19 protein-coding genes are annotated in these 24,321 nt (G+C 72.6%); 5 read left to right on the plus strand and 14 right to left on the minus strand.

Annotated features, from left to right (window positions below; genetic code table 11):
• The first annotated feature begins 454 nt into the window (after positions 1-454).
• On the plus strand, positions 455-1,864 hold the full coding sequence (locus ACFYS8_RS35800; RefSeq protein WP_387649662.1) for an APC family permease: 1,410 nt from the start codon (positions 455-457) through the stop codon (positions 1,862-1,864).
• Positions 1,865-1,960: 96 nt separating this feature from the next.
• Here the strand turns inward: ACFYS8_RS35800 and mycP are convergent, their stop codons facing one another.
• From mycP to ACFYS8_RS35820, 4 genes are all read right to left on the minus strand, one after another.
• Positions 1,961-3,271 (minus strand): type VII secretion-associated serine protease mycosin, encoded by a 1,311-nt coding sequence (gene mycP, locus ACFYS8_RS35805; RefSeq protein ID WP_387649665.1) that lies wholly within the window; start codon positions 3,269-3,271, stop codon positions 1,961-1,963.
• 131 nt (positions 3,272-3,402) lie between these two features.
• Positions 3,403-3,687: a WXG100 family type VII secretion target gene (locus tag ACFYS8_RS35810; protein WP_387649667.1), complete on the minus strand. Its 285-nt coding sequence runs from the start codon at positions 3,685-3,687 to the stop codon at positions 3,403-3,405.
• A 71-nt stretch (positions 3,688-3,758) separates the two neighbouring features.
• Positions 3,759-4,058 carry a WXG100 family type VII secretion target gene (locus ACFYS8_RS35815; RefSeq protein ID WP_387649670.1) on the minus strand — a complete coding sequence of 100 codons (300 nt, stop codon included), beginning with the start codon at positions 4,056-4,058 and terminating at the stop codon, positions 3,759-3,761.
• Between the two features lie 181 nt (positions 4,059-4,239).
• Entirely contained in the window at positions 4,240-5,820 is a 1,581-nt protein-coding gene (locus ACFYS8_RS35820; RefSeq protein ID WP_387649673.1) for a type VII secretion protein EccB, read from the minus strand.
• A 253-nt stretch (positions 5,821-6,073) separates the two neighbouring features.
• Between ACFYS8_RS35820 and eccE the strand changes: the two genes are divergently transcribed.
• From eccE to ACFYS8_RS35835, 3 genes are all read left to right on the plus strand, one after another.
• A complete protein-coding gene (gene eccE / locus ACFYS8_RS35825) occupies positions 6,074-7,459 on the plus strand; it encodes a type VII secretion protein EccE (RefSeq protein ID WP_387649676.1) in 1,386 nt (461 codons plus the stop codon).
• Entirely contained in the window at positions 7,459-8,217 is a 759-nt protein-coding gene (locus ACFYS8_RS35830) for a hypothetical protein (protein ID WP_387649679.1), read from the plus strand. Before eccE ends, ACFYS8_RS35830 begins: the two co-directional genes overlap by 1 nt.
• Before the next feature lie 210 nt (positions 8,218-8,427).
• A complete protein-coding gene (locus tag ACFYS8_RS35835; protein ID WP_387649682.1) occupies positions 8,428-10,488 on the plus strand; it encodes an AAA family ATPase in 2,061 nt (686 codons plus the stop codon).
• A gap of 54 nt (positions 10,489-10,542) precedes the next feature.
• Here ACFYS8_RS35835 and ACFYS8_RS35840 read toward each other — a convergent pair whose 3' ends face one another.
• Positions 10,543-11,487, minus strand: a complete 945-nt coding sequence (locus ACFYS8_RS35840) for a bifunctional riboflavin kinase/FAD synthetase (RefSeq protein WP_387649684.1) — start codon at positions 11,485-11,487, stop codon at positions 10,543-10,545.
• 63 nt (positions 11,488-11,550) lie between these two features.
• A complete protein-coding gene (locus ACFYS8_RS35845) occupies positions 11,551-14,973 on the minus strand; it encodes a serine protease (RefSeq protein WP_387649687.1) in 3,423 nt (1,140 codons plus the stop codon).
• A gap of 242 nt (positions 14,974-15,215) precedes the next feature.
• On the opposite strand from ACFYS8_RS35845, the gene ACFYS8_RS35850 reads away from it, so the two are divergent.
• Positions 15,216-15,725: a GNAT family N-acetyltransferase gene (locus tag ACFYS8_RS35850; RefSeq protein ID WP_387649690.1), complete on the plus strand. Its 510-nt coding sequence runs from the start codon at positions 15,216-15,218 to the stop codon at positions 15,723-15,725.
• Positions 15,726-15,782: 57 nt separating this feature from the next.
• Here ACFYS8_RS35850 and truB read toward each other — a convergent pair whose 3' ends face one another.
• The 8 genes from truB to rimP all read right to left on the minus strand — a co-directional run bounded on the left by truB (position 15,783) and on the right by rimP (position 24,133).
• On the minus strand, positions 15,783-16,688 hold the full coding sequence (gene truB / locus ACFYS8_RS35855; RefSeq protein ID WP_387649693.1) for a tRNA pseudouridine(55) synthase TruB: 906 nt from the start codon (positions 16,686-16,688) through the stop codon (positions 15,783-15,785).
• A 101-nt stretch (positions 16,689-16,789) separates the two neighbouring features.
• The gene (locus ACFYS8_RS35860; RefSeq protein ID WP_387649695.1) at positions 16,790-17,920 is read right to left on the minus strand and encodes a bifunctional oligoribonuclease/PAP phosphatase NrnA; all 1,131 of its coding nucleotides are present in this window, start codon (positions 17,918-17,920) and stop codon (positions 16,790-16,792) included.
• Positions 17,917-18,354: a 30S ribosome-binding factor RbfA gene (rbfA, locus tag ACFYS8_RS35865; RefSeq protein WP_387649698.1), complete on the minus strand. Its 438-nt coding sequence runs from the start codon at positions 18,352-18,354 to the stop codon at positions 17,917-17,919. Before rbfA ends, ACFYS8_RS35860 begins: the two co-directional genes overlap by 4 nt.
• Before the next feature lie 145 nt (positions 18,355-18,499).
• Positions 18,500-18,796 (minus strand): DUF503 domain-containing protein, encoded by a 297-nt coding sequence (locus tag ACFYS8_RS35870; protein WP_073818821.1) that lies wholly within the window; start codon positions 18,794-18,796, stop codon positions 18,500-18,502.
• A gap of 124 nt (positions 18,797-18,920) precedes the next feature.
• Entirely contained in the window at positions 18,921-22,025 is a 3,105-nt protein-coding gene (gene infB, locus ACFYS8_RS35875) for a translation initiation factor IF-2 (RefSeq protein WP_387649702.1), read from the minus strand.
• 189 nt (positions 22,026-22,214) lie between these two features.
• Positions 22,215-22,517, minus strand: a complete 303-nt coding sequence (locus ACFYS8_RS35880) for a YlxR family protein (RefSeq protein WP_387649775.1) — start codon at positions 22,515-22,517, stop codon at positions 22,215-22,217.
• Positions 22,518-22,586: 69 nt separating this feature from the next.
• A complete protein-coding gene (gene nusA, locus ACFYS8_RS35885) occupies positions 22,587-23,588 on the minus strand; it encodes a transcription termination factor NusA (protein ID WP_387649705.1) in 1,002 nt (333 codons plus the stop codon).
• Between the two features lie 2 nt (positions 23,589-23,590).
• The gene (rimP, locus tag ACFYS8_RS35890; protein WP_387649708.1) at positions 23,591-24,133 is read right to left on the minus strand and encodes a ribosome maturation factor RimP; all 543 of its coding nucleotides are present in this window, start codon (positions 24,131-24,133) and stop codon (positions 23,591-23,593) included.
• Positions 24,134-24,321: the final 188 nt, after the last annotated feature.

The following is a 24,321-nucleotide window of genomic DNA, read 5'->3' on the forward strand; positions in this document are numbered from 1 at the left end:
ACGCAGTGTGACCAACAGGGCCGGGTTCCGGAAGGGATCCGGCCCTTTGGCATCCCAGGGGCCGGACGGTGCCATAACGTTATGTTCTGATTTTTAGGCTCTTCCTTCGGTTCCCGTACCCGTGTGACCGGTCGGCCTGGGTTTTCGGGCCCCCAGCCGTGTCGGCGCCATGCCTTTGAATCGGAGTTGCGCAGATCACTTCACCTTCGATTCAAGCGCAGTTCACCAGAGTTGCCTGGCGGGAATCAAGCACCCAGCCGGCCACTCGGCTGTGTTCCGTAGGAAAAACCGGCTTATGACAACGGATTCCGCAGCTCATTGCGCGTTGACGATGCCAATTCGCCCAGGCAACCTGGCGCATCGGGAGCGATACAGGACCACACCCGCGAGAACGTGTTTCGGAGGCGATACCGCTCCCTTCCCCTCACCGCCGCACAGCCGATCGGATGCCCCCATGACCGACACGCTCCCCCCGAAGGCAGCAGCCCCCGCTCCGGGTGCCGCCGCCGGCGCGGACGCACCGAAGAAGCTCGCCCGATCGCTCGGCGTCGTGGGTGGCACGCTGCTCACGCTCTCCTGCGTGACCCCGGCTTCCTCGCTCTTCGTGCTCGTGCCCGAGCTCTTCAAGGGCCTCGGCACCTACACAATGATGGCCATCGTCATTGGCACGATCATCTGTGTCGCGGTGGCGTTCTGTTACTCGGAGCTCGGCACCCTGGTGCCCTCCGCGGGCGGCGAGTACGCCATGGTCGGCACCCTGGCGGGCAAGTTCGCGGGCTGGCTGGTCTTCATCCAGTCGCTGATCGTGGTGATGATCGTCCCCTCGATCATCGCGATGGGCACCGCCGAGTACCTCGAACCGATCATCCACGTCGACCCGATGATCGCCGGCGCCGTGGTGATGATCGCGGCCACCGTCGCCGGTCTGCTCGACCTGCGCGCCAACGCCTGGATCACCGGCATCTTCCTGGTGCTGGAGGTCATCGCCTGCGCCGTGGTGTCCTTCCTCGGCTTCACCCACACCGAGCGCGGCGCGGACACCATGCTGCACGGCACCATGGTCGACGCGGCGGGCGCCACCTCCGGCGTGGGCCTGGGCACGATCCTGGCCATGATGGGCACCGCGCTGTTCGTCACCCAGGGCTTCTCCACCGCCATCTACCTCTCCGAGGAGCTGGAGAACCCGCGCAAGAACGTCGCCCGCACCGTGCTGTGGACGCTGGGCCTGTCGGTCGCCATCATCGTCATCCCGGTCGCCGCCATCACCATGGGCGCCCCCGACCTGGCCGCGCTGACCGACGGCAACATCTCGCAGCTGGTGATCGGCTGGAGCAACAGCGGCGTCGGCACCTTCATCAGCCTCTGCATCGCGCTGGCCATCATCAACGCCGGCATCGTGATGGTCATCCAGAACTCCCGGGTGCTGTTCGCCTCCGGCCGCGACAAGGCCTGGCCGGAGCCGGTGAACAACGCCTTCGGCACCCTCAACAAGTTCAGCGCCCCGTGGGTCTCCACCCTCGCGGTCGGCATCCCCGGCGCGGTGCTCTGCTTCGTGCCGCAGTCGCTGCTGATCGAGATCACCGGTGTCGCCGTCGCTGCGCTGTACCTGCTGGTCGCCGTCGGCGCGCTGTTCTCCCGCCGCGGCGAGCACAAGCACGCCCCCGCCTGGCGCCAGCCGCTGTGGCCCGCGCTGCCGGTCCTGGTGATCGTGGCGCTCAGCTTCACCCTCTACATGCTGCGCGGCCCCGGCCTGTGGTGGACCCTGGGCATCACCGCCGCCGCCAGCCTCTACTGGGCGTTCTACCTGCGGCCCCGTTCGGAGACCCGCTGGGTGATCACCCTCCCCGAGGACGAGCGGGCCTGACCCCCTGCACCCCGCTCCCTCTTCGGCCCCGCCGGTTCCCCCCGACCGGCGGGGCCGACCCCTTTCCGGGGCCGGCCCGCACACCGGTCCGAACGGTCAGTGGCGGCGGCGCCGGCCCATGTCACGGGCGACGATCGCACCGCCGGCCAGGCCCGCCACCAGCAGGCCACCGGCCCCGAGCACGAAGGTGCCGGTCCGCCGGTCCCGGTCCGCCTGTGTCTCCTCCAGGCCCGCCGGCTGCGCGACCAGCGGAACGGTGTCCAGCTTGGTCGGGACGTCCGGGGTCGGGGACGAGCTCGGCGTGTCGGTGTACGAGACCGCCTTGACCGGGTCGACCACGCCCCAGCCGATCCACTTGTTGTGGCCGTGCTCGGTGCGCTGGGCGGTCTGCTCGATCACGGTGCGGATCTGCTTGGGGGTCCAGTCCTTGTGCTGCCCCTTGAGGATCGCGGCCAGGCCGGACACGTAGGGCGCGGAGAAGCTGGTGCCGTTGTCGGTGCACTGGCCGCCCCCGGGGACGGTGGAGAGCATGTCGACGCCGGGCGCTACCACCTTGACGAAGTCGCCGTACTGCGAGAACGTGGCCCGCTCGTTGTTGCGGTCGGACGCGCCCACGGCCAGCACGGTGTCGTACTTGGCCGGGTAGGTGGGGCCTTCGGCGCCGTCGTTGCCGGAGGACGCGACCACCACGATCCCGTTGCTTTCGGCCTGCTTCAGCACCGCCTCCAACTGACCGTCCTCGGCGAACGCCGGTACGTCGGCGGGCTTGCTCGGGTCCACCTCGACCCGAACGTCCTGCGAGATGTTGATGACATCGGCGTCCAGCTGCATCGCCTTCTTGATGGCGTCGATCAGCGTGGACACACTGCCGTGGCCCTCGGCATCGTTCTGCCGGATCGAGATGATCTTCGCGTCCTTCGCCAGGCCGACGAAGCCGACCCCGGTCCTCGGACTGGCTGCGATGATGCCCGCGACCTTGGTGCCGTGCCCGACCTTGTCGGACAGGGCGTTGCCCTCCGGCTTCTGCTGACCGGCCCTCACCTGCGCGTCGCCGAGCAGGTCCCCGCCGTCGATCACCTTGCCGGGCCCGCCCAGCTGCGGGTTGCCGACGTCCACACCGGTGTCGATCACGGCGACCTTGACGCCGTCCCCGGTGTGATGGGCCTTGCCGTCCTTGTCGACACCCCACAGCTCGTCCAGGAAGACCCGCTGGAGCGACCAGGGCACGGCCTCGACGTCCTTCTGGGCACAGTCACCGGCCGCCGCGATCGCCACCGGCTGTCGGAACCCGGCTTCCCCGGAGGCTGAGGGCGAGGGCTCGGCGTAGGCGGGTCCGGCGGCCGTACTGCCGACCACCCCGAGCACCAGCAGCACCGCGCCGGCCCGGCGCAACGATCCTGACGACACCTGAAGTCCACCCCTCATTGCTTCCACCCGTGTTCGGCGCGTGCCCCGTGCAACGCGCGAAGGGCGGGCGCCCAGTAGGACGCCCGCCCTTGAGAAGAGCGCTAACCACGCAGAGTCCCCGAGAGGGAGACTCAGCCCCAGAGGCTCTTGTTCGAGTTCTCGGTCTGCTGGTAGCTCTGCGCCGCGTTGTCCAGCGCGCTGGAGATCTGGCCGAGCACCTGCTGCAGGTCGGCGGCCTTGCGGTCCCACTCAGCCTGGCGGGCCTGGTAGCCCTCCTGGGCCGAACCCTCCCAGGAGGTGGCGATGCGCTGAACGCCCGCCTTCAGGTCGTCAAGCTGCGTCTGGATGCGCGAAGCGGTCTGACGCACCTCGGAGCTGGCGTTCTGCAGAGTCTGGAAATTGACGAGAATGGACATGGTTGTCTCCTTGTCGATGGATGCACGGCGCGCCCCCGTGAGGGCGCGATGTGGCGGTTACCGGCTCGGCGTCAGCCGATGCCACCGACGGCAGCACGCTGCTCTTCTTCGGTCATCGAGTACGCCTTGGTGGTCGCCTCGATCGCCTGACGGATCTCGTCGAGCACCTTGTTGAGCGCGTTGGCGTCGTCGTTGGTCCGCTGCTGCATCTGCTGGTACGCGGACGCAGCCTGGCCCTTCCAGCCCGAAGAGATCTCGGAGACCAGGTTGTTCAGGCGGCTGATCTCGCCCTGCACCTGCTGGTTGACCTCGCCGATACGGTTCGCGAAGGAGGTCATTTCCTCCGCGGTCATCGTGAACTGACCTGCCATGATCCACCGTCCCCCATGAGACAGATTTCATCCGGGCGCCCCTGTGGCGAACGCCCGCACGGGCACCACGTGGCGTGGTGCTCTGAAGCACTGTAACGGCCAAGTGCGCTCCGCCCAACACCGGGTGGCAGGTAGTTACCAGACCATGACACTGAACTCCCGCACCGGCATTGACGATTCGTCAGGCGTTCTGCGGCTGAAGTGCGGTGTTGGTGTTGAGCACCGGACCGGCCGGCACCAGCTTCGACCAGAAGTCGGGCACGAACTGCGGGGAGACGGACTTGAAGCCCAGCCGCGCCTGCGCCTCGTTGGTGCCCTTCTTGTCGCCGCCCTGCGGGTTCGCACTCGGGGTCGCCGCCGCGCCGTTGCCGCCGTCGTTGTTGACGGGCAGCGTGTAACGCAGGCCGGAGTCGGTGATCAGGTAGCCGGTGCCGGTGCCGCCGTCGGCGGTGGGCTTGCTGTTGCCGTCCAGCGAGCGGTACAGCAGACCGTGACCGGGCGTCACGTGCGCGCTGGCCGCGTCCGAGCTGACGTCCGCCGGGTAGGCGGTGCTGGCCCACACGGAGCGCTTGATCTTGTCGCCGTCGTAGCCGTCGAAGGTCGAGCAGACCACCGTGCGGGGATCGTTGGCGCCGACGTTGACCGCCGGGGACTTGCGAGCGGGGAGGTTCTTGGCGTCGTCGAGCATGGCCCGGGAGATCGTCGCCTGAAGCTTGCTGTAGTCGCCGGCACCGAGCTCCGCGATGGTCGGCGTCGCGTCGCCGTACGCCGCAGCCTGCGTGTTCGGGTCGAGGCGCATCAGGTCCGCCTGGAACTCGCTGATCTGGAACAGGTTGTTCGGGCCGACCGCGTAGTAGTTGCCCTCGAACTTCAGCACCCGGCCGACCTTCTTCTCCGAGTCCTGCGAGAGGGCCACGGTGGAAGGCTGGGATTGCTTGGCAATGACGTTGGGGAAGCGGAAGAACTTCACCGGCTCGCCGTAGTCCAGGGTTGCCAGCCATTCCTTGGTGACGCGCTGGGGCTTCATGCCCGGGCCGAACAGTGCCGTCTCCATGGCATCCTTGTCGGTTTTGCTGGTGTCCTCCCGGCCGATCGCGTGCTTCAAGCCGTTGCTGTCAACCAGGAACCTCGACCCTGGAGCACCCTGCTCGTCCGGTCCCTGGACGAACAGTGACTGGTTGTCCTTGAGCTTCCGCTCCCCCTGAAGGGTCTTGGCGTCCGCCCCGGCCGCGATGAACATCGACTGGGCCACCTGGGACGACAGGTTCTCCTTGCCCTGCTTGTCGCACACCGACCACAGCTTCGAAATGCCCGCGTCATCGACCTTGGGCAACTTGTCCGGCGCGTACGGGATTCCGATGGCGGGACCGCGCCGCGGGTACTTGTCCAGCACCTCGTCGGCGACCGTCTGCACGGTGGCGTTCTCGGCCAGCACCAGGCGGGCCGAGGACATGTTCAGCACCTGGTGCAGCATCGGCTGGCCGGACTTCTGGTCGGTCAGGATCACGTACCGGGTGGTGGAGGTCTTGCCCTGCAGGATGTACTTGCCGTTGTCCCAGTTCGGCGGCGCGCTGGGCTTGATGACGCCCCACATGCCGAAGCCGGCGACGATCACGGCCCCGATCACGAAGCTCGGCAGCACCGCGCGGATCGGACGCGGCGCGTCCTCGTCGTTGCCGCCGCCCCCCGGCTGCAGGAAGGCCCCGACCATCCGCTTGCGGGCGAAGGTATAGGCGTTCAGCTCGTCCCGGCGTGATGCCATGCTCGTCCCCGTCTCCCCTGTGTGACCCGACCTGCGGGTGTCAACGCGCTTGTGCTGTGCGTGAGTCTGCCACCCGGCGGGCGTCCGGAACGGTCAACCCTCTACGATGCGACAGCAGACGGTGAGTACGGTAACGGGTAGGCTCCGACGGTCCGCCATCCGGGCTGTCGACCCGGCCCGCGACCCGGCCCTGAGGGCCGCAGCCGCACGGGGATCTGACGGCACATCTGAAGCAGAGAGGGCAATTCGGGGGATGCCAAGCCAGTCCGCTCCAGCACGACGACGCTCCAGCACGAACGGCCGGAGGCCGGACGCCCAGGGCGGCCGGCGGGCGCGTACCGCTCCGGCCGCGGCGCCCACCGGCCCGGTCGGCCTGCGGCTGCTGCCCAGGCCCGGGCTGCTCGCCCGCCGCCTGGAGCTCAAGCAAATCGTCCAACTCGAGGTCGCCGTCGCCCTGGTGGCGGTCGGCTGGTCGATCAACAAGCTGATGGCCGCGGTTCTCGCGGTGCCCGCGGTGATCCTCGTCGTGGTGGCGCTGCTGCGCCTCGGCGGCCGCACCATGGGCGAGGCGGTGGGGGTCCGCTCGGCGTTCAACTCCCGTCGCAAGGAAGCGAAGTACAACGTTCCGCCGCCCGGCACCGACCCGGCGCTGGCGCCGATGATGGAGCTGGACCCGGCGCTGCGCACCTGCACCCACGCGATCGAGACCGACCTCGGTGACGGGCGGCCGCTGCGCCGCGAGACCGGCATGATCGGCGACGGCACCTTCTTCACCTCGGTGCTGCTGGTGCAGTCGAAGGACCAGCCGCTGCGTCCGGGCCGGACCCCCGAGTCCTCGCTGCCGCTGGACCTGATCTGTTCGGTCCTGCAGGTCGACGACATTCCGCTGGAGTCGGTGCAGCTGATCCAGCACACCCAGCCGGCGCCCGCGCCGCATCTGCCGGAGCACTCGCTGGCCGCGCGCGCCTACCAGCAGGCACCCGGAGGAGTGAACACTCCTGCGCTTCGGTTGACGTGGATCGCCATCAAGCTCGACCCGGAGCACGCCTCCACCGCCGTACTGGCCCGCGGCGGCGGCGAGGAGGGCGCCCGCAAGGCGCTCCAGCGGGTCACCGACCAGCTCGCCGGGCGGCTGAACAGCGCCGGCTTCACCGCGACCGTCCTGGACGAGCGCGAGCTGATCGCGGCGCTGGCCATCTCGGTGTGCGCCAACCCGGTCGCGGTGGCGGGCCGTCAGGGCTCCGGCGGCGGCGGGGTCGGCGTGCGCCGGGCCCAGGAGTCCGCCAAGTTCTGCCGGATCGACGACCGCTGGCACGCCACCTACTGGATCTCCAAGTGGCCGGAGCTGTCCCGTCCGGGCGCCGGCGGCGGCCGGGTCGCCGCCCCCGACCTGGTCAACCAGCTGACCAGCACCCCGGCGTTCGCCTCCACCTTCTCGATCACCGCGACCCGCGCGATGGGCGGCTCGGTGGCGCTCAGCGGGCACGTCCGGCTGACCGGGCGCAGCGAGAGCGAGGTCGCCCAGGTGGGCCGCCTGGTGGAGTCCCGCGCCCAGCACGCCGGCACCGCGCTGACCCGTCTCGACCAGGAGCACGGCCCGGGCCTGCTCGCCACGCTGCCTCTGGGAGGGACTTCCTGATGGCCTATCAGACCTACGGCGGCCAGGCCCCGCAGCCCGCCGAGCAGAGCCGGGTGCGGGTCCGTCCCGGCTACGGCCTGCGCGGCCCCCGCCGGGAGAAGCACGTGCTGACCCTCGAGGACCTGTCGGCGCTGGCCTTCCCGGTCGGCGACGACGGCGTGGTGATCGGCCTGGACCAGCAGCAACGGCCCGCCGTGATCGGCCTGTTCCGTCCGACGCAGTACGACGTGGTGCTGGTCGGTGGCATGTGGACGGCGCAGCTGATCGCGCTGCGCGCCGCCGCCACCGGTGCCCGCGTCGCGGTGGAGACCGGCCGTCCGCAGGCGTGGGCGCCGATGGCGCAGGCCGCGGGTGGCGGTCAGCCGTGCGTGACGATCCACCAGGTGGGCCGCCTGGGCGCGCAGGGCGCGTCGGTGGCGTCACCCGTCCTGGTGGTTCGTGACCTGGGTGCGCGGCCCTCGCGCAGCCGGCTGTCGGCGTCGCCGTGGCAGACCACGCTGACGGTGCTGCCGTACCTGGGCCCGAACGCGAGCCGGGTGCTGAACGCCGCCGACCTGGTCGGTCTGCAGCGGATCTCGCCGCAGGAATCGGAGCTGGTGGGCCGTCTGTTGTCGCTGTCGCCGGGCGATGTGAACACGTTGCCGACGATGCCCGACCACATCACCCTGTGGGCGACCCGGATGCGCCGTCAGTACGTGATGACCAATCCGGGCGAGGCCGAGACCCAGGTGCTGGGCGGCCCGCGCCGCATGGACTGAAGCGGTGCGGCCGGGAGGGCCGTGTCGCACGGGCCGGCCGGCCGGTGCGCCTGACGGGGGTGGTGTTTCCCGAGGGACGGACCGGTCGGCCGACCCGCTCCGATCTGCCGTCAGGTCGGCCTCCGCCTTCAGCGGACCGGTCCGCACGGCCTAGTCTTGTTGCCCGAAGGCAACCGCCGAAGCAATGTCGGCGAGAACGAGGGAGCCCCAGTGAGCAGCGATCGGGACGGCGTCTATGTCGGCGACAACGCGGCCGAGGACGACGATGAGTGGCCCGATACCCCGGACTACACCGCTCCGTCCTGGTACACCCAGAGCGCCGCTCCCGGCCCGGCCCAGCCGCCTGTCCAGCAGCAGCCGGTGCAGCAACAACCGCCGGTCCATCAGCAGCCGGTCCAGCAGCCGGTGCAGCCGGAGGTCCAGCAGCAGCCCGCGCCGCAGCCTCCGGTAGCGCCCGAGCAGCCGCAGCCCGTCCAGCAGCAGCCCGTCCAGCCGCAGCCCGTGCAGGCGCAGGTGCCGCCGGCCGAGCCGGTGGCCGTTCAGCAGCCGCCGGTCCAGCACCAGCAGCCGCCCGCGCCGGGCCCCGAGCAGCACTCCGGGCCGGCCACCGACGGGCAGGGTGTGCCCGTCGCGCCGCCGGTGGAGCTCGCGGCCGCCGCAGCGCCGGTGCAGGAGGCCGCGCAGCAGCCCGTCCAGCAGCAGCCGCCGTACCCGCAGCAGGGTCAGCAGCAATGGGCCGGGCAGCCGCCGGTGCAGCAGCAGCCGCCGGTGCAGCAGCAGCCGCCGGTGCAGCAGCAGCCGCCGCCGCAGCAGTGGCCCAACCAACCGCAGCAGCAGCAGCCTTACCCGCAGCAGGCCCAGCAGCAGCCCGTCCAGCAGCCGCCGTACCCGCAGCAGGGTCAGCAGCAGTGGGCCGGGCAGCCGCCGGTGGATCCGCGGGCGGGCGGCTGGCCGCAGGCCGGACAGCAGCAGCAGGCCGGGCCGGGCCCGGCGTACCAGCAGCACTCGGGTCCGAACGCCCCGCAGGCGCCGGCGCAGTTCCAGCAGCCCGGTCCGCAGCAGGCGGCGCACGGTGCGGCGCTGGGGTACACGGCGGCGGTGGAGCTCTCCTCGGACCGGCTGCTGCGCGGTCAGCCGAAGGTGCAGAAGCAGTCGCGGTTCCAGTTCGGCGGCAAGTCGGCGCAGGCCGGCAAGCAGCAGAAGCTGGAGCTGATCCGGCACCCGGTGATGACCTGCTACCGGATCGCGGTGATCAGCCTCAAGGGCGGTGTCGGCAAGACCACGACCACCACCTCGCTGGGCGCGACGCTGGCCAGTGAGCGGCAGGACAAGGTCATCGCGATCGACGCGAACCCGGACGCGGGCACCCTGGGCCGCCGCATCAAGCGGCAGACCGGGGCGACCATCCGTGACCTGGTGACGGCGATCCCGCACGTGCGCAGCTACATGGACATCCGTCAGTTCACCTCGCAGGACCCGAACTCGGGCCTGGAGATCGTCGCCAACGACGTGGACCCGGCGGTCTCCACCACCTTCGACGACTCGGACTACCGCCAGGTCATCCAGGTGCTCGGGCAGCACTACCCGATCATCCTGACCGACTCGGGCACCGGTCTGCTGTACTCGGCGATGCGCGGTGTGCTGGACCTGGCGGACCAGCTGATCGTGGTGGCCACGCCCAGCGTGGACGGTGCGTCCAGCGCCTCCACCACGCTGGACTGGCTGTCCGCGCACGGCTACGCGGACCTGGTGCAGCGGTCGATCACGGTGGTCTCCGGGGTGCGCGAGACCAGCAAGATGATCAAGATCGAGGACATCGTGGCGCACTTCCAGACCCGCTGCCGCGGTGTCGTGGTGGTGCCGTTCGACGAGAGCCTCGCGGCCGGCGCCGAAGTCAACCTGGCGATGATGCGGCCCAAGGTCCGGGACGCCTACTTCGAGCTGGCCGCGCTGGTCGGCGAGGACATCGCCCGGGCGCAGCAGCAGGGCGGCTGGCAGCAGCAGCAACAGCAGCAGCAGGGCGGCTGGCAGGGCCAGCAGCAGGGCGTCCCGCCGCAGCAGCAGCCGTACCCGCAGCAGTACCAGCAGGCGCCGCAGCAGGGCGGCTACCCGGCGCCCGGGCAGCCGTGGCAGCAGCAGCCGCCGCAGCAGCCGTACCCGCAGCAGCAGCCCGGCGGTTACCCGCCGCAGGGCCCGCCGGTGCCCGGTTACGGCTACCCGCCGCAGGAGGGCCCGCCGCCCGGCTACGGGTACCCGCCGCAGCACGGCTGAGCGCACGTCAAAAAGCCCCCCGCGAATCGCGGGGGGCTTTCGTGTGGCGGCCGGTCAGGGGCGCTCGGTGAGTTCCCGGGCGCGCTTGACGTCCTCGGCCATCCGCTCGAGCAGGGCGTCGATGGAGTCGAACTTCTCCATGCCGCGCAGCCAGGCGAGGAAGTCGACGGCGACGTGCTTGCCGTACAGGTCGAGGCCGACCCGGTCGATGGCGTACGCCTCGACGGTGCGGGTGGTGCCGTCGAAGGTCGGGTTGGTGCCGACCGAGATGGCGGCGGGCATGCACTCGCCGTCGGCGGTGAGCCAGCCCGCGTACACGCCGTCGGTGGGGATCGCCGAGTAGGGGACGGTGTCCACGTTGGCGGTGGGGTAGCCGAGTTCGCGGCCGCGCTGGGCGCCCCGGACGACCACGCCCTCGACCCGGTGCGGGCGGCCGAGGACCTCGGCGACGCCCGCCATGTCGCCGGCCGCGACCAGGCGGCGGCACAGGCTGGACGAGAACGGTTCGCCGTCGCCGGCGGCGCCGCGCACCTGCAGGTCGAGCACCTCGACCGCGAAGTCGTCGGCCCGGCCGAGCTCGGCGAGCAGTTCCACGTTGCCCGCCGCGCGGTGGCCGAAGCGGAAGTTGGGGCCCTCGACCACGGCCTTCGCGCGCAGCGCGTCGACCAGCACCGAGCGCACGAAGTACTCCGGCGACTCCTTGGAGAACTCGGCGGTGAACGGCAGCACCAGGACGGCGTCCACGCCGAGCTGCTCGATCAGCTCGGCCCGCCGGGGCTGCGGGGCGAGCAGCGGCGGGTGGCTGCCCGGGCGGACCACTTCGCTGGGGTGCGGGTCGAAGGTGACGACGACCGACCTCGCCCCCAGCTCCCCGGCCAGCTCGACCACTCGCTTGATGATCAACTGGTGTCCGCGGTGGACCCCGTCGAACGATCCGATGGTGACGACGCTGCGCCCCCAGTCCCCGGGGATCTCCTCCAGGCCGTGCCAGCGCTGCACCTGACCGCTCCTTGTTCCTACGGTGTGCACACCCGGTGCACTCGAAAGACCGAAACCGAACCCCTATAGCGTGCCATGCGACCGACCCTGCCCAGGTACCGGAAGGCCCCCGGTGTGACCGGTCAGACGGCCGCCGGGGCGGTCCACCTGCCGTTCCGCCTCCGCGGCGGCGTGCTGCGGGTCCCGGCCGGCGGCGGTGAGAGTCCGCATCCTGGTCAGCCGGGGCCCCGCGGGCGGTGGCGCGGCGTCCGCGGGCCAGTCGGCCAGCAGCCGGGCGAAACCGGCCCAGCGGCGCGCGCAGCGCACCAGGACGGCGTCCGCCCCGGGCCAGCGGTCGGCGATCCGGTGCAGCAACTCGCGCACCCGCGACGGCGGGTGGGCGGCGTGCCGGGCCGCCAGCGCCTCCAGGACGGCGCCCAGGACGGCAGGGTGCCGCTCGGCGGCCAGCAGGGCGTCCAGCAGGCCCGCACGGCCCTTCCCGGGGGCGGCCAGCACCGGCGCGAAGCGGGCCCGCTCCGGGGGGCCGGCGGCGAGCAGGGCGGGCAGCAGCGGGCGGGCGTCCCGTCCGGCGTCCAGCAGCCGGTCCAGGTGGTCGGCGATCTGCCCGGCCCGCTCGGGCTGTTCGCGGAGCAGTTCGGCGGCGAGCAGCACCCCGGCGCGCACCACCGCCGGGTCCGCCGCCCGGTCGAGCACCCGCAGCCCGTCGCCGTCCCGCGCCCCGGGCAGCCGCAGCCGCTCGCGGACGGCGGACAGCACCTGGGCCGGGTACTCCTCGACGAGTTCGCCCAGCACCTCCTCGGTCAGGAACGGGTCGCCCGCCCGGTACGCGGCCAGCGCCGCCGGCAGGTGTTCGGCGCGGGCCTGCGGGTCGCGCACCAGCAGCGCCAGGGCCGCGCCGTGCAGCGCCGGTTCCTCCTCCCGGGCCAGCAGGGCGCGGGCGGCCAGCCGCAGCAGCTGGGCGCCCGAGCCGCCCGCGTGCGGGGCGGTGCGCAGCGCGTGCACGGCGGCCGCGACGTGCCGTTCGGGGCGCGGGTCGTGGCTCCACCGGTCGACCGCCCGGCACAGCGCGGACGGCTCCCGTTCGGCGAGCCGCCCGAGCAGCGCGTCGGCGCGCGGGTGTGCGGCGGCGACCAGTGCCTCCGTCAACTCGTCGAGGGCCAGCGCCCGGTGCTCGAACAGCAGCGCGTCGGCGAGGTCGGCGGCGCCGGGCCCGGCGTGCTCGTACCAGCCGCAGAGCAGCGGCAGCACGGTGTGCGGCTCGGCGGCGAGCAGCTCCGCGACGCTCTCCCGCACCGCCTGCGCCTCGCCGTCCGGGTCGGCGGCCAGTCGCCCGAGCAGCGCGACCCGGTCGGCGGCGGGCAGCGGCAGGCCGGCCCAGAACGCCGGGCCGAAGCGCTCGTCCCATCCGGCCCGCTCGACCAGCAGTTCCAGCAGCTCCCGGTGCGCGCCCGGCTCGGGGCTGGCGGCGATGCCGTCGGTCAGCAGCCGGCCCGCCCACCAGTCCGGGTCGCCGCCGGGCTCGGCGCGCTCCAGCGTCAGCCGGATCCGGTGCAGCCACCCGTCCAGCGCCCCCGCGCCGCGCGCCGCGCCCACCCGGCGCAGCGCCCCCACCACCACCCCGACCCGGGCCCGGCCAACGGCGCCCTGACGGCCCGTCACGCCGACGGTCGCTGCGGGCGGCAGAATCTTCCGGTCCGTCAACTCATCGGCGATGAAGTCGACTTCACCCGCCGAGCCCTCCGCCAGCAGCAGCCGCAGCGCCGCGTCCAGATCCAGGTGCAGGCTCTGCAGCCACTCCCCCCACTCCTCGTGGCCGGCCCGGCGCCCGGCGCCCGCCGGGACCAGCAGGCGCTCCTCGTGAACGGCCCGCGCCCAGCCGCCCGCGGCCGGGAACAGCCGCTCGAACTCCTCGGCGGGCAGTGCCCCGTCGCCCGCGCCGAGCATCAGCCGGGCGGCCTCGTGCAGCCGGCCGGCGGCGACGGCGGCCAGCCGCCGCACCTGGCGGGCGTCCTCGCCGGGCGGGACGGGGCCGCCGCGCCGGTGGCGGCGCTGCCCGCCGGGGGTGAGCGCGACCCGGCGGGCGACGGTCAGGCAGGCCAGGTCGAGCCAGCCGTCGAAGAGTTCGGTGCGGGTGGCGACCGGCCCGAGCGCGCCCGCGCCGCGCAGATCGCCGGCCAGCCGCAGTGCCAGCGGGTGGCCGCGGTCGGCGGGGCCGAGGAAGGTCTCGGGCAGGCCGTAGCGCCGCCCGGCCCGGGCTGCCGCGTCGTCGGTGAGCGGGCCCAGCCAGAGTGCCCGGGCGGCGGCCCGCCAGGGGCCGAGCTGCTCCCAGGCGTCGGGCCGGCAGGCGACCAGGGCCCGGGCGTGGTGGGTGCGCAGCCACTCCAGACCGGCGGCCAGCCAGGGCACGGTGAGCGCCCGCGGCGCCTCCTCGGGCCCGTCCAGCACCACCAGCAGCGGGCGGCCGCCGCCGGCGCACCGTTCGGCGAGTTCCGCCGGGCCGACCTCGGGGACGCCCAACTGCCGTGCGGCCGCAGCGAGTCGGCGGTGCAGGGTGTCGCCGAGGGTGCGGTCGCCGGGGGCCAGGTCGGCGCCGCGCAGCCACAGCGTGGGCAGGGGTTCGGCGGCGCCGGCCCGGCGGACGGCGAGCGCGGCGAGTTCGGTGGTGCGGCCGCTGCCGGCGCCGCCGAGCAGCACGGTCAGGGTGTCCTGCGGTTCCTCGCCGCTCAGGCCGTCGGGCCGGTCGACCCGGTCGGCGGCGAGTTCGGTGATCCGGCCGGGCCCGGCGGTGGCGGCGTCCAGCTGGGCGGCCGTCAGGCGCAGTCCGCCGGCCAGGTTGAGGGCGCGGCCGAACGCGGGCACGCCGGAGGCGTTGCGGGCCAGCAGCAGCCCGAGCGGGCCGCCGCCGGGCGGGCCCTCGACGGACAGCGGGACGGCGGCCACCCCGGCCCCGGCGGCGGTGCGCACCCGGGGCGCGACGACGCCCAGCACGGCACCGGTGCCGGGGTCGAGCACGGGCGCGCCGGCCACCGGCGCCACCGCGAGGTCGAGCAGCAGCACGCCCGGTACCGTCCGGGTCTGCGCGCCGTCCCCGCAGCGGCCGTTCTCCCGGCCGAGCAGGGTGCCGCGGGCCAGCGCGGGCACGCCGTCCTCCCGGCGCTGGTGCGGCACCACGACGGGGCCGCCGACGTCTCCCCGCCCGATCGGCAGGGCGCGGCCGGGCACTCCGCCGACGGCCGTGGTCCGCAGCAGGGCCAGTCCGTGCTCCGGCAGCAGGTCGACGCTGTCCGGCCCGAGCACCCGGGACTGCCCGCCCGGGGTGTGCAGCACCAGCCGGGGCAGGCCTGCCACCGCCTCGTGCGCGGTCACCACCGTGCCCTGCCGGTCGGCGACGAACCCGAGGCCGCACAGCCGGCCCTGCACGTCCCGGATCCGCAGCAGCCCGTGCGCCGGGTCGCCCACGAAACCGGCGCTCGCGCCCTCGCCCATCCCGCCAGTCCTCCTGCCGCCGTGCCAGCACCTCGGCCGCTCCGGCGGCCGCCGGTCAGCTTGCCCCCCACCAGCCCCACAGCACCCCGCGCGCCCCGCTCACCACGCCCGTTCACCTCGCGCGCCCCCGGCGACACGCCGCACAACGCCCCGGCCGCCCCGCTCCCGCCGGACGAAACGCCCCGTTCCCGCCCGCCGAAAACCCGTGGGCCGGGCCGCTCCGCGTCTGTCACCATCCCGGCATGGATGTCCGCCTCGCCCCCTGGACCGACTCCCATTTCGCCCTGCTGGAGCGCATCAACACCCCGGAGATGCGCCGGCACGTGGGCGGCCCGGAGACCGGCGCACAGCTGCTGCACCGCCACCGCCGCTACCTCGAACTCCCCACCCTGGGCGGCGTCATGTTCGCGGTCCTCGCCGACGGCGAACCCGCCGGTTCGATCGCCTACCACCGGCGCGGCTGGCAGGGCGCGGAGATCTACGAGACGGGCTGGAACGTCCTGCCCGGGTTCCAGGGCCGCGGCATCGCCCTCGCCGCCGGCCGCCTGATGCTGGCCGCGCTGCGCGAGGTGACGGCGGCGGACCTCACCACCCCCGGCACCCTGCACGCCTTCCCCGCCACCGACAACGCCCCCTCGAACGCCCTGTGCGCCCGCCTCGGCTTCACCGACGCCGGCCCGTGCGCCTTCGAGTACCCCCAGCGCTCGGGGCGCTTCCTGCACAGCAACGACTGGCACCTGGCGCTGCGCTGAGACGCCGAACGGCCCCGGCGGAGTGCTCTCCACCGGGGCCGCCCAAGGCAGTTGGCGTCAGCCGACGAACACCGCGACCGGCTTGGCCTTGCCGGCGTGCTCCTCGACCAGCGCCAGGAAGCGGCCGTCCGGGTCGAAGACCGCGATCGGGCCGTCCACACCGAGACCGGGCGCGGGCAGCCGCATGCCGTTGGAGAGCAGCTTGGCCTGCTCGGCGTCGATGTCCCAGCGCGGGAACGCGGCGGCGGCCGCGTCGGCGATCGGCAGGACCTCGAGCTTCTCCTCCAACTGCTCCAGCGTGTGCGCGGATTCGACCGAGTACGGGCCGACCTTGGTGCGGCGCAGCATGGTCAGGTGCCCGCCGACGCCGAGCGCGGCGCCCAGGTCGCGGGCCAGCGCGCGGATGTAGGTGCCGGAGGAGCACTCGACCGTCACGTCGAGGTCGAGCACCGGCGTGCCGTCCTCGGCGGCCGCGGGGCGCACCTCGTGCACCGTGAAGGAGTGCACGGTGGTCGGCCGGGCGGCGAGCTCGAAGTCCTCGCCCTCGCGGACCCGCGCGTACGAGCGCTTGCCGTCGATCTTGATGGCGCTGACCTTGGACGGCACCTGCATGATCTCGCCGGTGAGCTTGGCGATCTCGGCGTCGATCGCCTCCCGCGCCACCTGGTCCGCCGGGGCGGAGCCGGTGACCTCGCCCTCCCGGTCGTCGGTGACGGTGGTCTGCCCGAGCCGGATCGTGGCGTCGTAGGTCTTGGCGGTGAGCATCAGGTGCCCGAGCAGCCGGGTGGCCCGCTCGACGCCGATCACCAGGACGCCGGTGGCCATCGGGTCGAGGGTGCCGGCGTGCCCGACCTTGCGGGTGCCGGCCAGCCAGCGGAGCTTGGCGACCACGCCGTGCGAGGTGATGCCCTCCGGCTTGTCGACGATGACCAGCCCGTCGGGGCCCGTCCCTTTACGCTTCATCGCTTCATCATCGTTTCAAAATCTGGCGCGCATTCCTGCGCAACCGCCTTCGCGGCCGCCGTCGCGGCCGGTCGAAAGCCCGTCCACCGAACCGGACGAGCCTAGCGCGCGCTCTCTTCCGCCAACGCCACCCGGAACCGCTCCACGGTCTCCGGCACCCCCGCCCGGGCGGAGAACCCGGCCGCGAAGACGTGCCCGCCGCCGTCCAGCCGGGCGCACGCCGCGGCCACGTCGACCGCGCCCCGGGAGCGGCAGGAGCCGCGCAGCGTGCCGTCCGGGTCCTGCTTGAGCACCAGCGCGACGTCCGCCTCGGCGGGCTTGCGCAGCACGTCGATCAGGCCCTCGATCTCCTCGACGGTGACGCCGAACAGCGCCAGGTCCTGGTACGGCACCCAGGTCCACACCAGTCCGTGCCCGCCGGCCTGTTCGGGCTCGAACACGGCGCGCTCGAGCGCCCCGGCGAGCACCTTCAGGAAGCCGAAGGAGGTGGTGTCCCAGAGTTGACGGGAGATCAGGTCGTGCCGGATCCCGGTGGCGAGCATCCGCCCGGCCATCTCGTGGGTGGCGGGCGTGGTGGCCCGGTACTTGAACGAGCCGGTGTCGGTGGCGATGCCGGTGTACAGGCAGGTCGCGATCGGCTGGTCCAGCGGGACGCGCAGCCGGCGCAGCAGTTCGTCCGCCAGCACGGCGGTGGCGGGCGCGGACGGGTCGATCAGCCGGACGTCGCCGAAGCCCGGGTTGGAGGCGTGGTGGTCGAAGACCACCAGGTCGGCGGCGGCGAACGCCTTGTCGCGCAGCAGGCCGAGCCGGTCCTCGGAGGCGGCGTCGAAGGCCAGCACCAGCGCGGGCGCGTCGGGGATCGCGGCGGCCGGGACGATCAGTTCCTGCCCGGGCAGGAAGGACAGCGACTCGGGGATGATCTGCGGGTCGTCGCCGAACGACACCCGTACCCGCTTGCCGAGGCCGCGCAGGGCCAGTGCGGCGGCCAGCGCGGAGCCCAGCGCGTCGCCGTCGGGGCAGATGTGGCAGATCAGGTCGATCTCGTCGGCGTCCGCGATCAGTTCGAGGGCCCGCGCCCACTCGTGTGCGAACGGCCCGTCCGACGGCCCGGCGCCGGGTTCGGGCGACGACCCGTTGCGAGGGCCCGGAAGCACCGCGAGGGCGGTCTCCACCTCAACGGTGGAGACCGCCCCCGCGGCGCCGGACTCGGCCGGGTTCCCGGCCGTGGTCACTCGTCCTCGTCGTCGTCGCGGGCCGCCTTGTACGGGTCGGCCTCGCCGGCGAAGGTGGCCCCGGCGGCGGCGCTGCGGACGGCGGCGTCGGAGAGCCGGGCCTTGTCCAGCAGGTCGTCGATGTTCCGGGCGTTGTCCGGCAGGGCGTCGGCGACGAAGGTCAGGGTCGGCGTGAACCGCACCCCGGTCTGCTTGCCGACCTCGGAGCGCAGGATGCCCTTGGCGCTCTCCAGCGCGGCCGCGCTGGACTCCCGCTCGGTCTCGTCACCGTAGACGGTGTAGAAGACGGTGGCCTCGCGGAGGTCTCCCGTCACCCGGGCGTCCGTGATGGTGACGTACCCGAGTCGCGGGTCCTTGATCCGGCGTTGCAGGGTCTCCGCCACGACCACCTGAATGCGGTCGGCGAGCTTGCGCGCCCTTGCGGTGTCGGTCACGTTGCCTTGCCTCCTCGTGCAATAGGCGCGGTACCCGGGTCATGACCTAGACCCGGTGGGGCCCTCTCCCCAACGTACCCGCCCGCGCCCAGCCTTGTGGGCGCTCCGGTTCCGATGCGGGTGTGACGGTGGTGACGCCCGCAGGTCATTCGTCGTCGTCGTGGTGGTGCCGTCTCCTCGCGGAGAGCAGCATCACCTCGGGGCGGCCGGCGACGAGCCGCTCACAGCTGTCCAGGATCTCGTTGACGTACCCGGCGTCGCCGGACACCACCGCAACGCCGATCTCGGCCCTGCGGTGCAGATCCTGGTTCCCGACCTCTGCGGCGCACACGCTGTACTTGCGCTGCAGTTCGGCCACGATGGGCCGCACGATCGACCGTTTCTCCTTCAGCGAGTGCACGTCGCCGAGGAGCAGGTCGAAGGTGAGAGTACCTACATACATGTAGTGACAGGCCTGGCCGGCCTGGGGGCCTCGAAGGATTCCCGACAGCCAGGACCCTAACAGCGCGGCCGGGGCCGGTCGACGGGATAACTGCACCCCGTCGACCGACCCCGGTCAGCAGCCGTTACGCGCGCGGCTTCTCGCGCATCTCGTAGGTCTCGATGACATCGTCGATCTTGATGTCGTTGAACGAGCCCAGCGTGACACCGGCCTCGAAGCCCTCGCGGACCTCGGTCGCGTCGTCCTTGAAGCGGCGCAGACCCTCGATGTTGAGGTTCTCCGCCACGACCTTGCCGTCGCGCAGCAGGCGAGCCTTGGTGTTGCGGCGGATGATGCCCTCGCGAACGATGACACCGGCGATGTTGCCGAACTTGGAGGAACGGAACACCTCGCGGATCTCCGCGGAGCCGAGGCGCACCTCCTCGTACTCGGGCTTGAGCAGGCCCTTGAGCGCGGCCTCGATCTCCTCGATCGCCTGGTAGATGACCGAGTAGTACCGGATGTCGACGCCTTCGCGCTCGGCCGCGGTACGGGCACGCCCCTCGGCGCGCACATTGAAGCCGATGATGATGGCGTCCGAGCCCATCGCCAGGTCCACGTCGGACTCGGTGATGGCACCCACACCGCGGTGCAGGACCCGCAGCTCGACCTCTTCGCCCACGTCCAGCTTGACGAGGGCGTCTTCCAGGGCCTCGACCGAACCGGAGACGTCACCCTTGATGATGAGGTTGAGCTTCTCGATGTTGCCGGCGGCCAGCGCGGCCTCGAAGCCCTCCAGCGACACGCGGACGCGGCGCTGGGCCATCGAGGCGTTGCGGTCGCGGGCGGCGCGCTTCTCGGCGATCTGACGGGCGGTGCGGTCCTCGTCGACGACGATGAAGCTGTCGCCGGCGCGGGGCACCGAGGTCAGACCGAGCAGCAGCACCGGACGGGACGGGCCGGCCTCAGAGAGGCTGTTGCCGTTCTCGTCCAGCATCGCGCGGACGCGGCCGTAGGAGTCGCCGACGACGATCGAGTCGCCGACCCGCAGGGTGCCGCGCTGGACGAGCAGCGTCGCCATGGCGCCGCGGCCCTTGTCCAGGTGGGCTTCGATCGCGATGCCCTGGGCGTCCTGCTCGGGGTTGGCGCGCAGGTCGAGCGAGGCGTCCGCGGTCAGGACCACGGCCTCCAGCAGTTCCTCGATGTTGAGGCCCTGGCGGGCGGAGATGTCGACGAACATGGTGTCGCCGCCGTACTCCTCGGCCACCAGACCGAACTCGGTCAGCTGACCGCGGACCTTGGTCGGGTCGGCACCCTCGACGTCGATCTTGTTGACCGCGACCACGATCGGCACACCGGCGGCCTTGGCGTGGTTGAGCGCCTCGACCGTCTGCGGCATGACACCGTCGTTGGCCGCGACCACCAGGATCGCGATGTCGGTGGACTTGGCACCACGGGCACGCATGGCGGAGAACGCCTCGTGACCCGGGGTGTCGAGGAAGGTGATCGGGCGCTGCTCGCCGTTCACCTCGGTGACCACCTGGTACGCACCGATGTGCTGGGTGATGCCACCGGCCTCGCCTGCGACCACGTTGGTCTTGCGGATCGCGTCCAGCAGTCGGGTCTTACCGTGGTCGACGTGACCCATGACGGTCACGACCGGCGGACGCGGAGCCAGCTGCTCCTCGTCGCCCTCGTCGACACCGAAGTCGATGTCGAACGACTCCAGCAGCTCACGGTCCTCGTCGTCCCGGCTGACGATCTCCAGCACGAAGCCCATCTCGTCCGCCAGCAGCTGCAGCGTGGCGTCGGAGACCGACTGGGTGGCGGTGACCATCTCACCGAGGTTGAACATGACGGAGACGAGCGCGGCCGGGTTGGCGTTGATCTTCTCCGCGAAGTCCGTCAGCGACGCACCGCGCGACAGGCGAACGGTCGAACCGTTGCCACGCGGCAGCATCACACCGCCGACGGACGGGGCCTGCATGGCCTCGTATTCCTGACGCTTCGCGCGCTTCGACTTCCGGCCACGCGCCGGACGGCCACCGGGGCCGCGACCGAACGCACCCTGCGTGCCACCACGGGCACCCGGGCCACCGGGACGACCGCCGAAGCCACCGGGACGGGCACCGCCGCCACCGAAGCCGCCGCCGCCACCGGCACCGCCGGGACGGGGACCGCCGAAGCCGCCACCGGCCGGACGCGAGCCCGGACCGGCCGGACGGCCCTGGAAGCCCGGACGGGCGCCACCCGGGGCACCCGGACGCGCACCCGGACCACCCGGACGCGCACCGGCACCCGGACCCGGACGCGGGCCCGGACGCTGCGGCATCATGCCGGGGTTCGGACGGGGCATACCGGACGGGCTCGGCGCACCGGGGCGCGGACCGGCCGGACGCGGCATGCCGTCGGGACGCGGAGCGCCGGCACCCGGAGCACCCGGACGCGGGGCACCAGCGGGACGGGGACCGCGCTCGCCGGCCGGGGCACCCGGACGCGGAGCACCCGCACCCGGACCGCCGGGACGGGGACCACGGTCGCCGGGACGGGGACCGCGCTCGCCGGCCGGGGCACCCGGACGCGGAGCACCGGCACCCGGAGCACCCGGACGCTGGCCACGCTCGCCGCGCTCGCCGGCCGGACCGCCCGGACGGGGAGCGGACGGACGGGCCATGCCCGACGCGCCACCGGAGGTGAAGGGGTTGTTACCCGGACGCGGGCCGGCCGGACGCGGGCCCGGACGGGCCGCGGGGTTGGCCGGGGCCGGCCGCGGGGCGGCCGGACGCGCCGGAGCCTCACCGGCCGGAGCCGGGGAGGAGAACTCGGCCGCCGGGGCGGGCGCGGCGGGCGCGGCCGGCGAAGCCGGACGGGCAGCCGGGCGCGGGCCCGGGGTCGGCGCCCCGGCGGGCTTCGGCGCAGCCGAGCCCGCGGCGGGCGCGGGGGTAGGACGGGGGCCCGGCGTCACGGTCGGACGCGGGCCGGGGGTGGGGGCACCCGGCTTGGGTGCAGCCGCACCGGCACCGCCGGACGGCTGGGGCGCCGCGGGCTTCCGCGGGCCAGGCTTCGCGGAGGACGCGCCGCCGGACGGCGGGGTCGCTCCCAAAGCGTCAGTCAGCTTACGCACGACCGGCGCCTCGATCGTCGAGGACGCCGAACGCACGAACTCACCCAGCTCGGTCAGCTTGGCCATGACGGCCTTGCTCTCCAAACCAAGCTCCTTGGCGAGCTCGTATACCCGGACCTTAGCCACTTCGCTCCTGTCTATACGTCCGGGGTATTCGTCCGCCGGACTGTCGCTACTTCATGGGCGTACTCATCGCGTACTCATCGAGTGCTCATCGCAATCTCGACCTACTTCCATCTCGCGAGGTACCTGACTGGGCGCACGGCGATGTACCCACTGCCGTGCGCTGGTGCGTGTTGCCGGGCGCGAGGCCCGTCAGCGGGCCGACTGACCGTCGGCCGGACTTGCTCCTGCCCCGACGTACTCCCGCAGGGCGCCGGGTTCGAGCGTGCCCTGGACCCTGAGGGCCCTTGGGAACGCCCGGCGGCGGACCGCGAGGTCGAGGCAGTTCGGTTCGGGGTGCAGATACGCGCCCCGGCCCGGCAGTGTGCCGCGGGGATCGGGGACGCATTCGCCCTCGCCCGCCACGACACGCAGCAGCTCGTGCTTGGCCGCCCGCTTGCGGCAGCCCACGCAGGTGCGTTCAGGGCATGCGCGGACATGCGTCCGGCCAGACACGTTCAAGTCTACCCCTCCGAAGGGACTCGCCGCCGCCGAGTAGATCTCCGGAGGCTTCGAACAACGTTGTTACCGGTCCGAAGATTCCCCGGCGGGGACCTCGGTGTCCGGACGGATGTCGATCCGCCAGCCGGTGAGGCGGGCGGCCAGGCGGGCGTTCTGCCCCTCCTTGCCGATCGCCAGCGACAGCTGGTAGTCGGGCACGATCACCCGGGCGGAACGCTGGGCCAGGTCGACGATCTCCACCTTGGTCACCCGGGCGGGCGACAGGGCGGCGGCGACCATCTCGGCCGGGTCCTCCGACCAGTCGACGATGTCGATCTTCTCGCCGTGCAGCTCGGCCATCACGCCGCGCACCCGCATGCCGTTCGGGCCGATGCAGGCACCCTTGGCGTTCAGGCCCTGACGGCGCGACCACACCGCGATCTTGGTGCGGTGACCGGCCTCGCGGGCGATCGCCGCGATCTCCACCGAGCCGTCCGCGATCTCCGGGACCTCCAGCGCGAACAGCCGCTTCACCAGGTTCGGGTGGGTCCGCGACAGCGTGACCGACGGGCCGCGCACACCGCGCCGCACGCCCACCACGTAGCACTTCAGCCGGGTGCCGTGCCGGTAGTCCTCGCCCGGAACCTGCTCCTGCGGCGGCAGGATGGCCTCGAGCTTGCCGATGTCGACCAGGATGTTCTTCGGGTCGTTGCCCTGCTGGACGACACCGGTGACGATGTCGCCCTCCTTACCGGCGTACTCACCGAAGGTCTTGTCGTCCGCGGCGTCCCGCAGCCGCTGCAGGATGACCTGCTTGGCGGTGGACGCGGCGATCCGGCCGAACCCGCTCGGGGTGTCGTCGAACTCTTTGGGCTCCACGCCCTCGTCCAGCTCGGCGGCGTCCTCCAGGGCCCATACCGTCACGTGGCCGGTCTTGCGGTTCAGCTCCACCCGCGCCCGGCGGCGGGAGCCCTCGGTGCGGTGGTACGCGATGAGGAGGGCCGACTCGATCGACTCGACCAGCAGGTCGAACGGCACGCCCTTCTCGGTGACCAGCCCGCGCAGGGCACTCATGTCGATGTCCACGATTACGCCTCCTCTTCCTCTTCGTCCGTGTCCGCGATGTCGGCGGCGGCGTCGAGCAGTTCCTCGTCCTTGCGGTTGAACTCGACCTGCACCCGGGCCCGCGCGATCTCCGCGAACTCCAGTCGGCGCTCCTTGGGGCGGCCGCGCCCCTTCACCGGCTGCACCTCGACCAGTGCGCCGTCCTCGTCGCTCTCCAGCACCCGCGCGGTCAGTTCCGCGCCGTCCACCAGCTTGATCGCCGCCAGCCGGCCGGTCGCCCGGCGCCAGTGCCGCGGCTCGTTCAGCGGGCGCTCCGCGCCCGGCGAGCCGACCTCCAGCAGGTACGGGGCGTCACCCATCAGGTCCGACTCGTCCAGCGCCTGGCCGACCAGGCGGGAGAACTCGGCGATCGCGTCCAGGTCGACGCCGCCGTCGGCGTCCACGTCGATCTGCACCTGGCGGCGGCTGCCGGCCTGGGTCACCTTGACCTCTTCGAGGTCCAGCCCTGACTCGGCGGCCAGCGGCTCCAGCAATGTGCGCAGCCGGTCAGTGGGGGTGGTGCTCATCCGGGTGACTCCTCGGCCGCGTCTGCTGTTGTCGGAGGTGCTAACTCACCGCGAAGCCTATCCGGTCAACCCCCGAACCGCCGATTCCGACCCGGGCCGTGGCCGCCCCCCTGCGAGCAACGTCACAGCCACCCGTTACGGTCGAAGCCCTCGCCGGAAGTGCCAGGCTCGGGGATGATCCCTCCCGA

The sequence above is a fragment of the Kitasatospora sp. NPDC004615 genome (assembly GCF_042873545.1).
Lineage (GTDB): Bacteria > Actinomycetota > Actinomycetes > Streptomycetales > Streptomycetaceae > Kitasatospora.

Coding starts and splice junctions, on each gene's coding strand:
- ACFYS8_RS35800 (WP_387649662.1), top strand. CDS start 455: ATGACCGACACGCTCCCCCCGAAGGCAGCAGCCCCCGCTCCGGGTGCC.
- ACFYS8_RS35810 (WP_387649667.1), bottom strand. CDS start 3,687: ATGTCCATTCTCGTCAATTTCCAGACTCTGCAGAACGCCAGCTCCGAG.
- ACFYS8_RS35815 (WP_387649670.1), bottom strand. CDS start 4,058: ATGGCAGGTCAGTTCACGATGACCGCGGAGGAAATGACCTCCTTCGCG.
- ACFYS8_RS35820 (WP_387649673.1), bottom strand. CDS start 5,820: ATGGCATCACGCCGGGACGAGCTGAACGCCTATACCTTCGCCCGCAAG.
- eccE (WP_387649676.1), top strand. CDS start 6,074: ATGCCAAGCCAGTCCGCTCCAGCACGACGACGCTCCAGCACGAACGGC.
- ACFYS8_RS35830 (WP_387649679.1), top strand. CDS start 7,459: ATGGCCTATCAGACCTACGGCGGCCAGGCCCCGCAGCCCGCCGAGCAG.
- ACFYS8_RS35845 (WP_387649687.1), bottom strand. CDS start 14,973: ATGGGCGAGGGCGCGAGCGCCGGTTTCGTGGGCGACCCGGCGCACGGG.
- ACFYS8_RS35850 (WP_387649690.1), top strand. CDS start 15,216: ATGGATGTCCGCCTCGCCCCCTGGACCGACTCCCATTTCGCCCTGCTG.
- truB (WP_387649693.1), bottom strand. CDS start 16,688: ATGAAGCGTAAAGGGACGGGCCCCGACGGGCTGGTCATCGTCGACAAG.
- ACFYS8_RS35870 (WP_073818821.1), bottom strand. CDS start 18,796: ATGTATGTAGGTACTCTCACCTTCGACCTGCTCCTCGGCGACGTGCAC.
- rimP (WP_387649708.1), bottom strand. CDS start 24,133: ATGAGCACCACCCCCACTGACCGGCTGCGCACATTGCTGGAGCCGCTG.